Annotated in this window: 14 protein-coding genes and 2 tRNA genes; 5 read left to right on the top strand and 11 right to left on the bottom strand. The window is 38.8% G+C overall.

What is annotated here, in order from left to right; translation table 11 throughout:
- Window positions 1–25 precede the first annotated feature (25 nt).
- From H9X96_RS13105 to H9X96_RS13065, 9 genes are all read right to left on the bottom strand, one after another.
- Window positions 26–1573, bottom strand: a complete 1548-nt coding sequence (locus H9X96_RS13105; RefSeq protein WP_187666729.1) for a beta-N-acetylhexosaminidase — start codon at window positions 1571–1573, stop codon at window positions 26–28.
- Window positions 1574–1623: 50 nt separating this feature from the next.
- Entirely contained in the window at window positions 1624–3132 is a 1509-nt protein-coding gene (locus H9X96_RS13100) for a DNRLRE domain-containing protein (protein WP_187666728.1), read from the bottom strand.
- A 12-nt stretch (window positions 3133–3144) separates the two neighbouring features.
- Entirely contained in the window at window positions 3145–4602 is a 1458-nt protein-coding gene (locus tag H9X96_RS13095) for a RagB/SusD family nutrient uptake outer membrane protein (RefSeq protein ID WP_187666727.1), read from the bottom strand.
- Between the two features lie 4 nt (window positions 4603–4606).
- The gene (locus H9X96_RS13090; RefSeq protein WP_187666726.1) at window positions 4607–7699 is read right to left on the bottom strand and encodes a TonB-dependent receptor; all 3093 of its coding nucleotides are present in this window, start codon (window positions 7697–7699) and stop codon (window positions 4607–4609) included.
- 137 nt (window positions 7700–7836) lie between these two features.
- Window positions 7837–8616 (bottom strand): family 16 glycosylhydrolase, encoded by a 780-nt coding sequence (locus H9X96_RS13085; protein ID WP_187666725.1) that lies wholly within the window; start codon window positions 8614–8616, stop codon window positions 7837–7839.
- Window positions 8617–8747: 131 nt separating this feature from the next.
- Window positions 8748–9407 (bottom strand): carbohydrate-binding family 9-like protein, encoded by a 660-nt coding sequence (locus tag H9X96_RS13080; RefSeq protein WP_187666724.1) that lies wholly within the window; start codon window positions 9405–9407, stop codon window positions 8748–8750.
- Window positions 9408–9445: 38 nt separating this feature from the next.
- Window positions 9446–10732 carry a sugar MFS transporter gene (locus H9X96_RS13075; RefSeq protein ID WP_187666723.1) on the bottom strand — a complete coding sequence of 429 codons (1287 nt, stop codon included), beginning with the start codon at window positions 10730–10732 and terminating at the stop codon, window positions 9446–9448.
- A gap of 116 nt (window positions 10733–10848) precedes the next feature.
- On the bottom strand, window positions 10849–11910 hold the full coding sequence (locus H9X96_RS13070) for a substrate-binding domain-containing protein (RefSeq protein ID WP_187666722.1): 1062 nt from the start codon (window positions 11908–11910) through the stop codon (window positions 10849–10851).
- A 163-nt stretch (window positions 11911–12073) separates the two neighbouring features.
- Window positions 12074–12436: a hypothetical protein gene (locus H9X96_RS13065; RefSeq protein WP_187666721.1), complete on the bottom strand. Its 363-nt coding sequence runs from the start codon at window positions 12434–12436 to the stop codon at window positions 12074–12076.
- A 1382-nt stretch (window positions 12437–13818) separates the two neighbouring features.
- On the opposite strand from H9X96_RS13065, the gene H9X96_RS13060 reads away from it, so the two are divergent.
- Window positions 13819–14406, top strand: a complete 588-nt coding sequence (locus tag H9X96_RS13060) for a DUF5025 domain-containing protein (RefSeq protein ID WP_187666720.1) — start codon at window positions 13819–13821, stop codon at window positions 14404–14406.
- A 517-nt stretch (window positions 14407–14923) separates the two neighbouring features.
- Here the strand turns inward: H9X96_RS13060 and H9X96_RS13055 are convergent.
- A tRNA-His gene (locus H9X96_RS13055) sits at window positions 14924–15000 on the bottom strand.
- Window positions 15001–15143: 143 nt separating this feature from the next.
- Here H9X96_RS13055 and H9X96_RS13050 point away from each other — a divergent pair.
- The 3 genes from H9X96_RS13050 to fbp all read left to right on the top strand — a co-directional run bounded on the left by H9X96_RS13050 (window position 15144) and on the right by fbp (window position 17562).
- Window positions 15144–15851 (top strand): tRNA1(Val) (adenine(37)-N6)-methyltransferase, encoded by a 708-nt coding sequence (locus tag H9X96_RS13050; RefSeq protein WP_187666719.1) that lies wholly within the window; start codon window positions 15144–15146, stop codon window positions 15849–15851.
- 141 nt (window positions 15852–15992) lie between these two features.
- Entirely contained in the window at window positions 15993–16484 is a 492-nt protein-coding gene (locus H9X96_RS13045; RefSeq protein ID WP_187666718.1) for a metallophosphoesterase, read from the top strand.
- 22 nt (window positions 16485–16506) lie between these two features.
- A complete protein-coding gene (fbp, locus tag H9X96_RS13040; RefSeq protein ID WP_187666717.1) occupies window positions 16507–17562 on the top strand; it encodes a class 1 fructose-bisphosphatase in 1056 nt (351 codons plus the stop codon).
- Window positions 17563–17579: 17 nt separating this feature from the next.
- Here fbp and rnhA read toward each other — a convergent pair whose 3' ends face one another.
- Window positions 17580–18053: a ribonuclease HI gene (gene rnhA / locus H9X96_RS13035; protein WP_062547419.1), complete on the bottom strand. Its 474-nt coding sequence runs from the start codon at window positions 18051–18053 to the stop codon at window positions 17580–17582.
- A gap of 176 nt (window positions 18054–18229) precedes the next feature.
- On the opposite strand from rnhA, the gene H9X96_RS13030 reads away from it, so the two are divergent.
- Window positions 18230–18306: transfer RNA gene (locus H9X96_RS13030), tRNA-His, on the top strand.
- The last annotated feature ends 364 nt before the right edge of the window (window positions 18307–18670 follow it).

The raw sequence follows: 18670 nt of genomic DNA, 5'->3' as shown, positions 1-18670 counted from the left end.
TTTATTTAATAATAGATAAATGGAATTATTTAACTCTTTTCAGCCTGTCCAGCAATACCTGGATTTTTGCACTCCTCAACTCATTTTCCTGTGCCATCTCTGAAGGATACATGACGTCCGAATTGAGTGCTATAAATCTCTTATCCAATTCCTTGGTACGTAATGCTTCTAATTCCGTAATCAATGGTCTAAGTTTCTCGGCATTCATCCCGGATGCATTTGCCCTGGATTCTATCGACTGATAACTCAGGTATTGTACCCGAATAGCGGCCATTAATCGGTAATGCTCAAACTCTTTTGCATTTTTAACCGGCTTCAGTTTGCCAAGTACAACAGCAGCATTTTTGGTGCTATCCAGCATTTGATCAATGCTTAAATCTGTATTTATAGGTTTTCCCTGTGTAATCTCGAAGGGAACAGCTGAAACCGCTTTCCAAAATACTTTAGCCTCATTTTCATCAAGACCATATTGTGTCTTGGCATAACCGTAAATGAAATTTTTAGCGTCCAGTGCTTCCCCGGACTTTATAGATTCGAGAAAGGCTGCAATCAGCATGTTAAATCCACTAATGGGATAAACACGTCGGATTGCATAAAGATCTACGATATCTCTGGTGGTTTCGAACACAGGCGAATACAATCCAGAAGTCGACCAGGAAGTCATAATGATGCCTTTATAACCTAGTTTCTTTGCCAATGGCACAAAATCAGTAATATTCTTAAAGTGTTTTTCCCATTGAGTCAGGAAATAATTATCAGGATGACTCCTGATTGCGGGTGCTCCCCATACCTCAAACCCACTCTTCATCAACTGCTCATGGTCGCCAAACATATTGATGTCCCATCCGTAATTCCAATCGATAAAAACGGTTTCTTTTGGTAAACCCTTCAATGCTTCTGGATATTTCAAGGCAATATCTGCCCAAAGAACCGGCCTTTTACCCAATCCCACTACCACATCACAAAGCATTTTGATGTAATCCCCGTATAGTCTTCCGATACCAACTGCTTTAATTTTCTTTTTAGATTCTTCTGAATGTCCTAAAAGATACGTTTCATCACCACCAATATGGATATAGGGAGAATTATGGGTAGCAATCAGATCCTTGTAAAGCGTAGTAAAAAGCTTTTTAGCTTCGGCTTCGCGAATTGGATTAATCTGGGAGTAGTCTTTCTGATCTTCTCTCAGGTCTTTGTATTTAGGATTTCTCAGAATGTACTCCACATGTCCGAAGCTTTGCTGAAGTGGAATCACCTCCAATTTTATGGAATTACAGTAGGCCATAAAAGCCTTTACTTCTTCTCTTGTATAAGCAAAACGATTGGGGATCAAAGGTTCTTCCTGAAAAGGATAGGTGGCCTCCCATTCCATCACTAACGTATTGATACCGCCCTCCACCAATTGCGAGGCAAGTTTTTTAAGTGCCGGCATAGGAATGGCCTGAATACGCAGATCGAGATGAAATCCCCTTACTGGAAATGGGGAAACCGGATCGTTTAGCTCATTTTGAAATGCTTTTGTATAACCAAATATTGAAGTTAAGAGCATCACAAGAAATACTGTTTTTTTCATAATTTTTATTTTTATTCCAAATATTGGTTTAAGCAAATACCAGACAGGGTTTATTTAATTGCAACCTCCAGGCTCAGTTCTGATTCAAAGTATCCGCCGTTATGGTCTCTGGCTTCAAAAACGATTTTATCTGTACTGCCTGATCCTCCGTATAGGTATTTGATTGCTCCCTTTGCGATATCAGCTTGCGAAAAAGAAGCATTTGCAGCAAGCGGAATCCCATATTTAACTAAGAAACCAGCTGTTGGAACCTGTTTTACCGTGTAAGTAATGTTATTGTCGATTGTTCCTTCCATTTTCAGGTTAGCCAGTGTTAAGGGCGCAATCTGGTCAAGGGCCGAAACATTCAGCACATTTACCAGGCCGAGCTTCAACAGTGTCTGTGGTGGAGAGCTGATGCTGAGGTAGGAACTGAAAGCTCCTGCAGAAAATTCTCTAGGGCGAAGCTTAATAAAATTATCAACGTTGTGTTTTAGGAATACATTGATAAAGGTTTGATTATTTGCGTAAAGCTGACTCACTGCGGAGGTCACATCAAAAGAAACCCATCCAGTAGTTCCTCCAGGAACAGGTAAGGTGGAAATTGGAACAGAATTATAAGTCGGCGCATTGTTCCAGGTGATGGCAGTTTCCGCCCAATCTTTATTTTCTCCTAAATGTGCAGAAAATGAGAAGGTGGTTGTAGGTGTCAACCCTGTATTGTAAACATAGACATACATTTTTGCGGCACCAATTTTGTCGCCAAAGCTTGGTTTTTCTAATGGGAACTGCATGACGCCAATCCGACCAACAGTAGCATCAGCATTACTCACCGCTTTTAAATCTATGGTTGCTAAATCGTTGAAATTCGCATTCGAATTGCCAGAACCACCACGAATGTAAACGTCTTTAGTGACATTGATTTTTTGTGTCATCACATTGCCTCCTGGATCTGCCTGATCTGGTTTATCGTCTAACAATCTGTAGAAAGTAAACTGTGCGGTAACTTGAGCCACCCCGTTGTTAAATTCCAGATCCTGCGACCTTACCAGGGCTGCTGTTGAGCCCAGCGTTGGATTCTGGTTAATTGTCAGCACATATTGATCGGATGCATTTGACTTTCTGGAGTAATAAATATAGTTACCATTAATGGTTTCTATTTTCCTGGTCTCATCAATATTAAGATCCATGGACTTTAATTTGCCTTTGGTGATCAGATCACCCAACAGGTTTTTAAGAATTACGGGAGGTACATCGTTCACACTGGAATAACCTATCGTTGCCAAAAGTTGTTTAACTCCTGGATTGGTTAAGAAGACCACGGTATGCTCATCCGTTTTCCCCAGCATATCCATCAGCCCTGCTCGTTTCACTGCCGAGGCAAAGAGATCCAGTTCTGTTAAATCTGAGCTGTGGTCTTCCAGTAAAAACTGCTGTATGGTTTGAGCCTTGAGGTTAGCCCCTGCATCGGCCCCGTCACTATCTTCATTTTTCAATAGTTCAAGTTTGCCACAACCTATAATTGTGAGCATACACATACAGAGAAAAAGGACTTTTGGGTAAAGATTTAGTTTTTTCATCTTTAAATATTTTTATTGATAATATGAATTTTGATCCAATAGCGGGTTTAACCTGATTTCGGTAAGGCTTAATGGCCAAAGGAAATTTTCGGTCTGACTCAATCCATTGATAGGCCCCATTACTTTAATTGCTTTGCCTGTACGTACCAGGTCAAACCATCGTTTTCCTTCGTAACAAAGTTCTCTCGCACGTTCGTCAAGGATCAGATCTTCTATTTGATCGGTAGTCAATCCATTGTAGGAAGCTTCTGTGTAAGTGGTTGCTCCAGCTCTGGCTCTGATTTGATTCAGGAGTGCCATTGCTCCGGGAATATTGCCGGTTTTATTCAACGCTTCCGCACGTAACAGCATGATATCGGCTAAACGATAAACGATAATGTTCTTGTCGTCCTGCGTACCGCGAACGAAACCCGATTTCTCAAAGAATTTAACAATACCTGAATTGGTATCGAAATTAACCTTTGAGCGCAAATCCGTTGAACTGAACTTACTGGACAGGTAACCACTGGCTTTGAAAAAAGGCTGAAAGCCAAGGTCACCATAAACTGTAATTAAAAATGACCGCGTGGCCCGCTCCGCGAAGTTATAATCGATTTCAAATATGGATTCATTAGAAAACCCTTTAGTAAACATCTGCGCATAAGCAGTGTTGTCAATTAATGCTGGATTTATATTATAATCAATAGTTGATGAGGCACTGTAAAGAGAAGCTAGAGCATAAGTAGCATTCGTCAGGATTTTCTGCGAAGCAACCAATGCATTCTCATATTGATGACGCCACATATAAAAATCAGTATACAAAGCATTCACTGCTCCCATTGTAAATTGAGCTCTGGTTGCTGAACTTGTGGTATACGATGCAGGAATTGGCGCTAATGCTGCAGAATCAAGATCTGACTGGATTTGTGCATACACCGCAGCAGTATCGGAACGTGCAATGCTTACATTTTGTTTTGCGTCCAAAAAGGGCTCAGTTACCACAGGCAATTTTCCCCAGATACGGGTCATGTAAAAATAACAGAAAGCACGAATGGCGAAGGCCTGCCCTCTCACACTATTGTATTCCGCATCTTTCCCCAGATACAATCCTTTCGCCTTCATCTCCCGCGTGTTCTTTAGAATTAAATTACTCTGATTCACCACTTGATAGATACCACTCCAATTTGTAATCGGCAGACTGGAGTTTAGGTTATTCGTTAACAGGTTCAAAGTTTGCGAGCTCAATGCCAATGGATTGATCACCACATTATCAGCTCTTCCCTCTCCGTATAAAACAGATTCCGGAGCCATAGCTCCTTGTAAAAGGTTGTATGCACCATACAAAGCTGCCGTTGCCTGAGGGGTTTCCGTCCAAAAATTGGAACTGGAATAAGAAGTAGTCGGATCGATTTCTAATGCCTTCTTACAGCCGGATAAGAAAATCAATGTGATCAGCATGAAGCTGTATATTTTATAATCTTTTCGTTTCATAATATTAAAGACTAAAGTTCAATGACAAATTATATGTTCTTGTTCTTGGGAAAGATCCTCGGTCTACACCCACCGCAAGTGCATTAGTTGAGGAGCTGACTTCGGGATCATAACCTGTGTAGGAACCAAAGGTGAACAGGTTAACTACCGAGAACCCTACAGTAGCATTGTTTACTTTTAACCTGCTTAAAGTTTTTGCTGGAATTCTATAATTAAGCGCAACATTTTGAATCCTGATAAACGAGCCATCTTCTACAAATCTACTGGAGATGGCATTGTTCAGCATCGGATCAGTTTTCACCAATCTTGGAACATCAGTTACATCACCTGGCTTTCTCCATCTCCTCAGTTGATCTGTGGTAAAATTCTGATCATAAGGTGTCGCGTCGAGATTTCTTTTCACCTCATTAAACACGTCGTTACCAAAACTGTACGTGATCAATGTAGAAAGCGTAAAGTTTTTGTAGCTGAATTCATTTTGGAAGCCTCCTGTAAAATCAGGGTTGGGATCTCCAATTACCTGCAAATCGGAATCGTTGATGATACCATCACCATTTACATCCTCCCAGATGACATCGCCACCTTTATAGATCGATCCATTTGCAGAGCCCTGACGATAAGGCACCACAGCCCCACCAGCATCGCGCTTATAAACATTATCTGTATCATAAGCGTATACACCCATGGCTTTAAGTCCATAAAACACTCCTGCAGCTTCACCAACCCTTGCCATATTATAAATGTTTGGGCGATAATCCTGATTGCCAGGAAGAGAAAGTACCTTATTTCTGTTTAACGAGAAGGTGAACGTAGAATTCCATTTGAACTCCTTATCTATATTAACTGTGGAAAGTGTAAATTCAAGTCCTTTATTTTCTAAACTGCCGAAGTTGGCAGGAACAGTCGAATAACCTGTGGTTCCCGGAACAGCAACATCAAATAACAGCCCTGTTGTCTTTTTCAGATAAGCATCCGCAGTGAAGCGAATTCTATCATTCAGAAAGGACAGATCAACACCTAAGTTGGATTGTTTCGTCGTTTCCCATTTTAAAGATGCGTTTGGAACTCCGTTGGAAACGATGGCTACATTTCCTAAATAAGTACCTACATTAGTCAGTGATCCCTGCCAGGCATAGTTCCCAATAGACTGGTTACCCGTTACACCATAGCTTCCCCGGATTTTTGCATCTGAAACAAAGCTGATTTTTTTAAACCAATCTTCCTCCGACAATCTCCATCCGGCCGAGAATGAAGGGAAATATCCAAATCTATTATCCGCTCCAAACCTTGAAGAACCATCTGCTCTCATCACCGCAGAGAAAAGGTACTTTCCTTTGTAATCATAATTTGCCCTGGCAAAGTAAGAAAGCAAGCTATGTTCTTCGATGTTCTGATTGTAAAGTGAAACTACTGAGGTACCATTTATAGAGGTAATGGTTGCATCAATCAGGCCCCTGCCGATCACATTGACCGTATTGTCTGTGAATTTCTGATAAGACTGTCCAAGCAGAAAAGTTAGGTTATGATCTTTAGACAGGGTGGTCCTGTAGTTTAAAGTATTCTCATTAATTAAGGAATAGTTTTTCCCTGTAGTCAGGTATGAGGAACTGATCTGCCCCTGCGGCAAGAGTGTTTGGGGAGTGAAATTTGTTTCCTCGGTATTCGAATAATCAAAGCCTAAGGTAGTTTTGAATTCCAGACCTTTCATAATTTTAAACCTCAGATCCTGATTTCCAAACATCCTCCACCTATTTATTTTATTGGCTGCCAGCTCAGAGATGGCAATCGGATTGGGCTTACTTCCTTCTAAAAGCGGGATCAGCTGTCCGGTGATCGGATCGTAAGGGGAATAAACAGGCATGGTACTTAGCGCCTGATAAATCGCACTCTGGTTACTGAGTCCGCTGAGTATTCTATTGTAATCATTAGTGGATACATTGAAGTTCGTATTTCCAGAAATGGTTTTATTGACTGTATAATAAACCTTTGCAGAACCGTAAGCCTGCTTAAATTTAGTATTGATGATGATAGGGTCTATATCTTTATAGCCCGCGCTAACAAAATAATTCATGTTGTTGTCTTTAGAAGCGCCTTTGACACTCACATCAGCTTTATACTGATACGCGGTACGATACATCAGATCCTGCCAATTGTTAGACTTATTATAATACGGATGCAGGGAATCTATCACAGAAACTTTAGTGGTCTGTGCTCCTGTAAAATTATAGATCGCATCTATAAATGCACTTCTGAATTGCGGCGCATTCAGCACGCCAATTTTTCTGGTGATATCAGCAATACTTCCATTAGCGGAGAACTGTATCTCAGGCTTCTTAGAATTTTTTCCACTTTTAGTAGTGATGATAATTACACCGTTAGATGCTCTGGAACCATATATGGATGCTGTTCCGTCTTTCAATACTTCTACCGATTCTATATCTTGGGGGTTCAAATCTGCCAAAGGACTGAAAGTAGAGGCATCATCTACCAATCCACCACCATAAGTATCGGCGTTGATGGGCACACCATCTACAATATATAGAGGCTGACTGCTTCCATTTACTGAAGAGGCTCCACGAATTCTAACTGTGGCACCAGCACCTGGTTCACCGGAATTACTGGTAATCTGAAGTCCGGCAATCTTTCCCTGAAGACTCGAGTTTACATCCCCCAGCGCATGGTTATCCATCTGCTTAGCTGAAATTGAACCGACAGCCCCAGTTACTTCTTTAACCTTCTGAGTACCGTAGCCCACATTAATGGTGACTTCAGAAAGTTGCTTGCCGCTTTCAGCAAGTTTGATATCCAAGTTTTTACGATCTCCGACATTGACAGTCTGATTCTGATAACCAATATAGCTGACCAAAATGACTGCTCCAGGATTTACGCCCAGACTAAACTTGCCATTTTTATCTGTTGCCGTACCTTTATCTGTTCCCTGCACACGAATTGAAACACCTATTAGGCTCTCGTTCGTTTTTGCATCAGTTACCTGCCCGGTTAAAGTAAATCCGGTCCCTTTATCAGGATTGACCTGGGCAAAGGTACTGAGCATGGAAAATGCGACCATCATGGCCATTAAGTATATCTTTTTCATTAGCGGTTTTATTTGGTTGATATATTAGATCGGCATCACCGATAACGGCGCTGACCTCTCCTACTTAGGTGTTGTAAATTACTAAACTAAGGACAATAAAACGTTTACGTACACGATTAAAAGTCAAAAAATTTTTATTAGGGAGCTGGTGTAAATTTAAAACTTCTAATGACCAGCTCTACTTCCTTTCCATCACTTGGCGGCATCCCACGGAAACACCAGAGATTCATTTTAACTGGCATTTTTTCTGTCGGTATTACTGCTGAAGGAGGCAGAAAAGTATGTGTAAAAAACATATTTGTATCGTCGTTGTAGAAACCGTTCATACTTTTAACTACAACAGATTGATCGGTCCAGGTATAGCGGTGTGTACTCGCCGTGCCACCAGATTGTTTCCATTCTGTCGTGATGCGCTGCTGCTTTCCTTTGCTTCCAGCTGCCGGGTAAACGCTATAATTTACATTAGGTTTAGCTGCCTCTCCCCAACGTGCAAATTCTACGTCCAGTTCATTAAATCCATCAGGACCAGAATAATGAAAAAGCCCTGCTACTACATTTTTATCTAGTGTACTCGCTGGGCCTTGAACCTGCCATTGGTAAGTACCATGTCCAAAACTCTCCTTCGAGGTAATCCCTGCACATAACCATTTCGAGGTTGCCTCATCATAAGAAAGTTTAAGGTGAAGTAATCCAGCTGCATCTACCCAGGCATTGCGTTCGCCCCAGGAATTAGGTCCGGGTCCCAATCCAGTTCCACTTTTAATGATCCAGGTATATCCGGCAAATTTTAAAGTTGTAGGTGCAGTCGGTGTTGATGTCGATATCACAGCACTGTCTGGTAGTTTCTCTTTTCTGAAAGCAGCCACATCTTGCTTACAAGTCCATATCAATGGCAGTAAAAGTAAAAATTTCTTCATCTTGTTTTGGTTAGTTTTGGTTAGTAAATGACAGATAGAAACCCAGTAGCACAAGTATCACAACTATCTAAATGCTAATATATTAAATATACGGGTACGTACACGAATTTATTTCAAAAAAAACATCTTTATCATTTAAAAGTACCTAATTCTGTTTGCGAAGGCATAAACTGAATGGTTCCAAAATAGTCCGGGCTATGAAAATCAGGGGTTGCTGAGACAATCTTATTCCAACACAAGAAATGTGGACTTGGCAATTCGTCCCCGCATTTATAAAAATTAGCTTTTGCGCTAATGCCTTCAAAACTTTGAATCTGATGGAATACAAAGACTTCTGCAGGTATCCTCATCATCATCTCCCAGTTGAACTCCGCTCCTTGAGCATCTGATTCAACCCAGGTATGAATTTTCTGCACAGCAGACTCCTGCAATAAGGTTCTTTTATCCTTTTGGCTGCCATAAGCTATTTTTCCAATCCCAAGACAATTAAACTCGATATTATAATATTGATCAGACTGGTCAAACGCAATAAAAAATTCTACACAGTTATCGAAATGCACTTCAGTATTAATCGGTCTTTTTATCGAGCGGAAATAATCATTATAGATCCTGAATTTTAACAGGATCTCTTGCTTCCTGTAGGCAATTGTAAAATCGGCGGTACAAATTGTAGCGATATCCGGCCAGGAGTCATTGGTTAATTGCTGTCTGGGAAAGGCAGCTAATTTTTCTGAAAGCTGTTCTGGAGAGGCATTGGAATCTTCATGGAGATAAAAGATGTTTAAGTTCATTTTGAAATTTTATACCAAATAATAAAGGTGATTTAACATTAGCTAACCCAGCGCTCGAGTTTGTAACCCTTGTATGCATAAAATAGCAGGTAGACATAACATGGCAAAAGCACTAAATAGGCATTCTGCAACCCATAGATATCGGCCAGGTGACCATATAATAGGGGCATAACAGCATTTCCGGAAAGCCCCATGATCAGGATTGCAGCGCCGATTTTTATAAAACGCCCCAATCGATCCATAGACAATGGCCAGATTCCAGCCCATATCATTGAATTTGCAAAGCCGAGTAATACAATGAACCATATAGATATATCCGCCTTATGGCCTAATATCGTCACGCTGCCATTGCAGAAAACGATACATAAAGTAAATATGACACCGAAAATGATACATGCACGCAAGGCAAAAATCTGAGAAAGATATTTTGGAATCAGCGAAATTCCCAGAAGGTACCCCGCAATGGTTGCGGCAAGTGTGTAGGAAGGAAACACCTTTGCTTCTAAAAGAGAAATATCCATGGAATGAGCATATCCGATGATGGTATCCACCGCAATTACTTGCGAACCTACATGAACAAATATGGCAATTGCACCTAAAACCAGGTGTGGAAATTGAAAGATGTTGCGCTTCCCTTTATTCGTTGCTGCGGTCAGCTCATCTTCCTGCTCCGTATTCATCTCCGGCAGAGAAGAAAAACGTACCAGAAAACCTAGTAAAACCAGGATTCCACCAACGCATAAATAAGGAACAATAACCCGCCTGATCAATTCATCTAGAATCGGTGCCCGCTCTGCGGCTCCCAAGGACTTTATTTGTTCAAATAATACCTGATCTGAAGATTGGAGTACCACCGCGGCAAAAAGTAATGGAGCAAGGATTCCTGCAAACTTATTGCAGATTCCCATTATACTAAACCTCATTGCTGCACTATTTTTCGGACCTAATATAGTGACGTAAGGATTTGCCGCTGTTTGCAAAACTGCCAGGCCTGCCCCTAGCGTAAACAGACCAACCAAAAACAATAGGTAATTCCGTAATAGTGCAGCGGGCACAAACATAAATGCCCCAACAGCCATCACAAAAAAACCGATCATCATACCATTCTTAAAACCATATTTTTTGAGCAGTATTGAAGCGGGAAAGGAGATGAATAAATAAGAAATATAAAAAGCAAAAGCTACAAAATAAGACTCGAGGTTATTGAGCTCGCAGCAGATTTTGAAGTATGGAATAAGCATTGCATTTATCCAGGTCACAAAACCGAAAACAAAAAAAAGTACCGCGATGATATATAAGGATTTATTATAAGTCTTCTTGTCCATATGGTTTATCGTGCTTAACGTTAACGTACACGAATAAACAAAACATTATTGTGAATTCCAAATTAGCTGAAGAATTTTACTTTGTTTTTGAAGCGAGTAAGAATGAAATGAGCGGTTTAATTGAGGTAGAAATCGCAGTTCTCGTTTGTAATGATATCGATTGGCATAAAGTTATTTTTTTCTCCAATCTTAGCATGCACTACAAATTGGTATAATGCCATTAGCCCTTTATACCCCTGCTCCCTGGGCTTCTGACAGATCAGAAAATCAATATCACCTTCTTTAAGGAAATTCAGGTTTTCTTTGGTATAATCAAATCCTATTAAAATTCTATGCTGATCTCCAGTCGTTGACAAATATTTAGCTACCGTTGAAACCCTTGAATTGGTGACGAAAATAGCAACAATGTTGTGTTTTTTTAAGACCTCTTCCATTGAGTTGCTGATATAGGTATAGTCTGTCTGTTTGATATCAATTTTTAGGATTGTATTTTCAAGTTTTTTATCCGAAAAATAGTTTCTAAAACCTTGCTCTTTACGCAACAAGTGATGCTGGTTATCTATTTCCTGTGAAATGTTAACGATTAAAATCTCCTCTTCCTTTTTAACAAGGTATTTCATCAGATGGGCAGATAAGTAACCACTTTGGTAAAGATCCGGGCCAAAATAACTTAAGCTGTCGTGTCCCTGTATATCTGAGTTGATAAATACATATGGTATTTTTCTTGTTTCAAGCTTTTTCACGAAACGTTCAGACTCTTCAATAAAACTTGGTGCCAAAAGCACTCCTTGTACCATGGAAAGATCGATCTGTTTGACCTGCTCCAGGAAAGAGTTTTTATCATTCACATCAAATAAATATTTCTGCAAGGTAATGCCGTAGGGACTGATCTCCGCTCCTGCCTGGTCAATACCAAGAAGCGGTGCCTCCCAGTAATTTGTTTCTTGTGAAACCTTTGGAATCAGGACAGCGAAAATAACCTGCTTTTTAGAAGCCAGTCTTCTTGCCAGGATGTTAGGCTGATAATCGAGCTCTTTAATAATTGCATTAACCTTATCCTTCGTATTTTGTGATACCCCCTTACGATCATGGATCACACGATCAACGGTTCCAATTGAAACGTTAGCCCTTCTTGCAATTTCCTTTACACCTGTTAATTCAATATCTTTTGCTGACATATACTTAAAAAATTATCTAAAGATAACAGATTATATTCTCAAAATTTCAAATAGCTCAGTATTGGTATTTAAAGAAAAGTCATTCAGATTTTTGGTGGTAGAAAAAATCACAGTATAAAAAAAAGCAGTTTGAAAATACCGCTTTTTTTTAAACTTAGGATTGCTAATGGTGCAGATTAATTCCCATTGACCACCATCCATTGATAGCTCCACCACGATAAATTGCATATCCAATTGTGGAAAGAATTGATAGAATGATATAGCATAATGCTGCAATATAATACCTGTTCCTTATTGTAATATTTAATTTATAAAATTTATTATTTACCTCATCATAACTAGTAATGTGAAAATATCTTATGTAAAAAATAAATCCGACAAGGGCCACAAAGCCTGTCACAATATATAATCTATAATTATAAATATCATCAATTGTCCATTTAAAACCAGATCCAAGAATAGCTAATAATAGGAAATTCAGCATAAAAACTGCAACTAACAAAATCAAACCACTAATCTTAAACATATCTGCTTCTCTTTTCCTGTAGAAATTACAGCAAATAATATACATACAATCTAAAAACATAACTTTTTATTAATTTATTTTACTATTTCATCTGTATGTTGTCCTATATCTTTTCCTTAGATACACAAATATCAGAAAGGTTTACGGACAATAAATAACATGTCTCGGATCAAAAAACCACAAGTTATTATTTCATAACCAATTTAAAGCATGGACATGCTTTTCTGATAGTCAATTCGACCTTTGGCACTTCACTAAATAAGTTTTGACTTTATTTACTCTGCCAAGAAAACTTTAGGCAAAAAAAAGCAGCCTTTTCAGACTGCTTTCAAAACAGGGTTGGAGCTCCTTTCTTTTGTCGACGGATTTTATGTACAATTTGACGCGTGTAGCGAACCTAAAGGGGAAAATATTGGAGATAGATCCACGAATTTCGGAGCGGCTTTTGCCATCCTAGTATGTTTTAGTCGCATGCGCATAACTGCAATCAATTTTATAATCAAAAAATTGCCTACTAGAGTGTCAACCATATCAGTTACCTTCTTTCATCTGTAACTTCCCTATTTGAATTAATAAATGATATTCTCTTCCGATGATTTCACCATTTGCATATTGCAACTTTATTGGATCATTTATCGAAAATGAATAAATATCCATGAGGGTGTAGTCCGTCCTTACTTACTAGATAATTTTTGTAAAGAAATTTATTGTGCTTGGGCTGTGGAAAATTTGTCCATTAAACTCGGAAGATTCTATGGTTCCTTGGGGATTAGAGGAAACTAATTCCTTTCGATATTCATTTAACAAGTAAGGTTTAGTCTCACAACAACATCTCTGCCTTTATCCCTGTCTTGTACCAGATAGCTTCTTTAAATCATCCTTTAAGACACAAGAAAATCTATGACAGTTTTAAAACATTAAATGGTCCTATAATAGTATATCAATTAGTTCGCATTCATGTTTCTAATCGACTGAAAAAGCTTTTAATAAAAAAATTGAATTTAGCACACCGCTTTGTATTCTTTGGATCGCATTAAAGCACGATTATTAAAAATAAATACACTACTAATATAATTAATATCATAATTTTATTACAAATGTTTTAAGTTAATCTTAAAATAATAAAAAAACCTATTGAAAGGTGATAACTAAATAGTTAAACAATATTAAAAGAGGTACTGAAAAAGGAAATTATTAAGAATCCGGTATATAGACCAGGAGAGACTCCTACTCAAACCACCAAATACACGATTAATGAAGTAAGTTGCGGTACAATTTATCTAGCTATTGAACCCAAAATGAGATAATTATTTTAATACTGGGGATAAATGTTTAAAAAAACTGAATATCCCCTGTACATTCACAATTAAATCAACTGCACTATGAAAACAACAAATACACATTTAAAATTACTATTATGTTTTACAGTGTTGTTAATATGCTATTCTTGTAAAAAGGAAATAGTGCAAACAAAAGAAGAAACAGAGTACACTCAGTATTTTAGTGCGGTAATTGGCAGCAAATCAATTACCATCCAAAACTCCCTCAGCAAGGACAGAAGCCTGTTTAAGGGCTCCTGGACAGGAGTAGGTATGAGTAATTGGGATCAAATTGAAATGTACACCATTAAAACTATTCTCCCTAAAGAAGCACTGAAAGTGAATGCAGAATTAAATTTTCAAATTTTTGACATTAAAAAAAATACCTATCATATCGATAAAGCTGATTTTTTTGAAAAAAGCTTAAGTACATATATTTATTTAAAAAAATATGACGATTTCAATAATGAAACCATATACTCAGCTAATAAGGCTAAAAAACCTTTCGAAATTAAAATAACAAAGTATGATTTCCCCAATGAAAGTTTGACTCCAGTTGTCCGAGGAACATTGAGTGGGGTTTTGTATAACGTAAAAGATCTTAGAGATTCAATCACAATAAAAAATGGAGATTTTGAAGTCAGATATTAATTCATTTTTCTGGGGTAACTCTAATAGTTAATGAAAATGAGGTGGTCAGTATGCTCCGGAATATCCACCAAATCAGTAGGTGAAGAACGTAAAGATTACATTCGGGACATTAACGCTCAAACTAACCGTATTGACACTGCAAGGGAACTTTTGCTGAATAGCGACATTGAAGCCACTGATTACAGAGTAATAAAGGATCAATGTAATGAGAAAACAACCAGACTAGAAGCAAGATTAAGTGATCTCGACGCAGAAAACCACACTATTTTGGATATAAAGCCTAGAGCCGAAGAAGCAATGAACAGCTGACGCTTATTGGACCAATTTTATGAAAAAGCTGACGTAGAGGGTAAAAGATACCTAGTAGGGATGTTGTACCCAGAGAAACTGACCTTTGATGGAGGCAGGTATCGAACACCCTCAATGAATTTAGCAGCCGAACTCATCTACCAGAAGAACAAAGAGTTACAGGTAAAAAAAATGGGACGAAAGTCTCTTTTAAAGACTCCGTCCCATTTGGGGTGGAATATGGGGCTCGAACCCACGACCCTCGGTACCACAAACCGATGCTCTAACCAACTGAGCTAAAACCACCATGTTTTTTCAAGGCCACAAAAGTAACATTAAAATTTGATTTCCCAATACTTCAATGAAATAAATGTATTTTTTTATCTTTACCGCGTTTCCAATCCCTCAAATCAGTTTTACAGTTACTTTTATATCAATCAATTACCATCATGGGCAGTATTTTTAAATTTAAGGAATTTGAAGTCAATCAGTCCGGCTGTGCCATGAAAATCAACACCGACGGAGTATTGTTAGGTGCCATGGTGGTTCAAGAACGTCCTGAATATATACTAGATATTGGTACTGGAACAGGCGTTATCGCCATGATGTTGGCGCAGCGCTTCCCGGAAGCACAGGTTGATGCAGTAGAAATTGATGAATCCGCAGCAAATGCTGCTATTAATAATTTTGCAAATTCAAAATTCGCCACACGCAACAAAGCACATCTTAGCCCAATCGCCGACTATCAAACGACAAAAAAATACGATTTGATAGTATCTAATCCTCCATTCTTCGTTAATGATTTGAAAAATCCGGAGACCAGAAAAGGTATTGCCAGGCATGCAGATGAAGAGTTCTTCGAATCCCTAGTTCAAAAAGCAAACGAAATATTGACTGACAAAGGCTCTTTCTGGCTGATCTTACCGGTAAAACAGGCAGAACTTCTTGTAGAAAGCGCTGCTTCGTACGGATTATCACTTCAAAGGCGCATAGCCGTTTGTTCTGATCAAAGCAGACCAGTAATTCGTCACATCATTTGTTTATCAAAACAAAAAACAGCGCCTTCAACTTCGGAAACCTTTTACATTTACGAATCTAAAGGCGTCCATACTCCTGCTTATAAAACATTGTTAAAAGATTTTTTTCTGGCCTTTTAAGGATTACACTTAATTATTTACGGGTTTTTTTCGGGTTCTTTAAAACCTCTCTTTCCAAGCCCGTCCTGGATTCTTTCCTCCGTTTTTTATGGATCTCCTCTTCAATATACATAGCTTTGTATAGACAACAAAAACTATACTTTGAAAAAAATAGGACTTCTTTCTGATACACACGGTTTTCTTGACGATGCCGTCTTCAAACACTTCGACGAATGCGATGAAATCTGGCATGCCGGCGACTTTGGTCCGGACGTAGCAGAGCGACTTGCTGCATTTAAACCACTTAAAGGGGTTTATGGAAATATTGACGGCAAAGAAATCCGTGCAGAGTACCCGGAACACCTCAGATTTAACTGTGAAAAAGTAGATGTATGGATGACCCATATCGGTGGATATCCCGGAAAATACGCCCCAAATATAAAGCGTGAAATATACACTAAGCCCCCTATGCTATTCATCACTGGACACTCACATATTCTGAAAGTAATGTTTGATCCAAAAATCAATTGTCTCCACATAAATCCCGGTGCAGCAGGAAATTCAGGCTGGCACAAGGTTAAAACATTAATCAGATTTTGTATTTCAGACGAAAAAATCCATACCTTAGAGGCCATAGAAATAGGAAATAGATAACGTATAAAATACACTAAGTAATATGTCAGGCATCAAAACACTAGGCCAATTTATCATTGAAAAACAAGCTGATTTTTCATACGCAAAAGGAGAACTCTCCAGATTGCTTCGGGATATAGGAATCGCAGCTAAAATTGTGAACAGGGAGGTCAACAAGGCTGGTTTAGTAGATATCCTAGGAGATGCCGGAACAGTCAACATTCAGGGCGAAGGCCAAAAGAAACTAGATGTTTTTGCCAACATTCAATTTATCAGCGCATTAACCAGTGGCGGAGAATGCTGTATTGTAGCCACCGAAGAGGAAGATGAATTTGTACGCATAGATTCGCCTGTCTCTAAAAACGCTAAATACATTGTCTGTATTGACCCTCTAGATGGCTCGTCAAATATTGATTGTAATGTAGCTGTCGGAACGATATTCTCCATTTATCGCCGAAAATCCGTTGAAGGAGAAGCAACCCTGGCAGATGTATTACAAAAAGGTACGCAGCAGGTGGCTGCAGGATACGTAATTTACGGCTCTTCTACCATGTTAGTATACACCACAGGGAAAGGCGTAAACGGTTTCACCCTCGATCCTTCAATTGGAGAATTCTGCTTATCTCACCCTAACATGACCATTCCTGATGGTGGAAACATCTATTCTTTAAATGAAGGAAACTACGTGCACTTCCCTGAAGGTGTAAAAAAATACCTGAAATATGTACAGGTTCACGATGAAGAAACCAATAGACCTTATACCTCCAGATATATTGGTTCCATGGTTGGTGATATTCATAGAAACTTGATTAAAGGCGGTATATACATCTACCCTACTACGGCAAGCTCACCAAATGGAAAATTAAGACTGTTATACGAATGTAATCCGATGGCTTTCATCGTTGAGCAGGCTGGCGGTGTGGCTTCCGACGGCTTCAACAGAATCCTTGATATCGAACCTACGGAATTACACCAGCGCAGTTCTATTTTCATCGGCTCTAAGGAGATGGTCAATATGGCAGAAGGAATGATGTCCGAATTTTCTGCGGAGAAGAACGTCAATGCCACCGCTACACAAAAATTAAAACAAGTAGGTTAATAAAAAATAAAGGAACGTTACAATAACGTTTCTTTATTTCTCTCTTTTTCAAACTCTACATCTATGGCCAGCGCAGCTTTGTTTTTTCCTGCCGCCACGGCCAATTGATCACAACGTTCATTCTCCGGATGGGCGTTGTGGCCTTTGATCCATACGAATTTCACATCATGCAATTTATAGACATCCAGGAAGCGCTTCCAGAGGTCTTTATTCTTTTTACCCTTGAAGCCTATCTTCACCCAACCAAATACCCATTTCTTTTCTACAGAATCTACCACATATTTAGAATCGGAGACTACAGTTACTTGCTGTCCAGGAGTTTTAATAGCCTCTAAACCTTCAATCACAGCCAGTAATTCCATCCGGTTATTAGTAGTCATGCGAAATCCGCCACTCAATTCCTTATAATGCTTTCCTGAGCGTAAAATGACTCCATAACCACCTGGTCCGGGGTTTCCACTTGCTGCGCCGTCTGTAAAAATCTCAATCATATCTGGACAAATCTATGTTTTTAAGCTTTAAATGCAATTTATGATTCCTAATAAATATTAATATGAAAATTAAATATGCTGAAATTGAATTGGTTAAAAGAAAAGGCCGTGTTAAACTTCAAAAATATTTGCATTAAATAATATTAATCGTACTTTTGTAACGTTGAAAAAACATGGTGGTTTTAGCTCAGTTGGTTAGAGCATCGGTTTGTGGTACCGAGGGTCGTGGGTTCGAGCCCCATATTCCACCCCAGTTTTGAAAGCAGTCTGAAAAGACTGCTTTTTTTTTGCCTAAAATTTCACAATGCTGCAAACTCAGGATCAATGGATCAATCCCAAACTCACATTACGGTATCATTTATGCGCTATTTTAAAGGCGTCCTTCAGTCAAAAGTGAACTTCTTTAGGATCAAGCGGAATTCTTGGGGGGAAGGAAATAAATTCTTTCTTTTGCATTCGTAAACCAAACAAAAATTTTCATTTTGAGTCGAGCCGAGCAAACCCTGATCAGTTTATTATTACCGGAAGGTATTCTGGATTATTTTGAATTAACGCAGGTAGAAAAAGAAGGTAAGATGCTAAACATCTACCTTGAAGAGAAAAATATAGCCCCAGAT

This window comes from Pedobacter sp. N36a (assembly GCF_014472395.1).
In the GTDB taxonomy this organism is placed as follows: Bacteria; Bacteroidota; Bacteroidia; order Sphingobacteriales; family Sphingobacteriaceae; genus Pedobacter.
The sequence above is the reverse complement of the archived record's forward strand: the minus strand, read 5'-3'. Positions and strand labels throughout refer to the sequence as shown.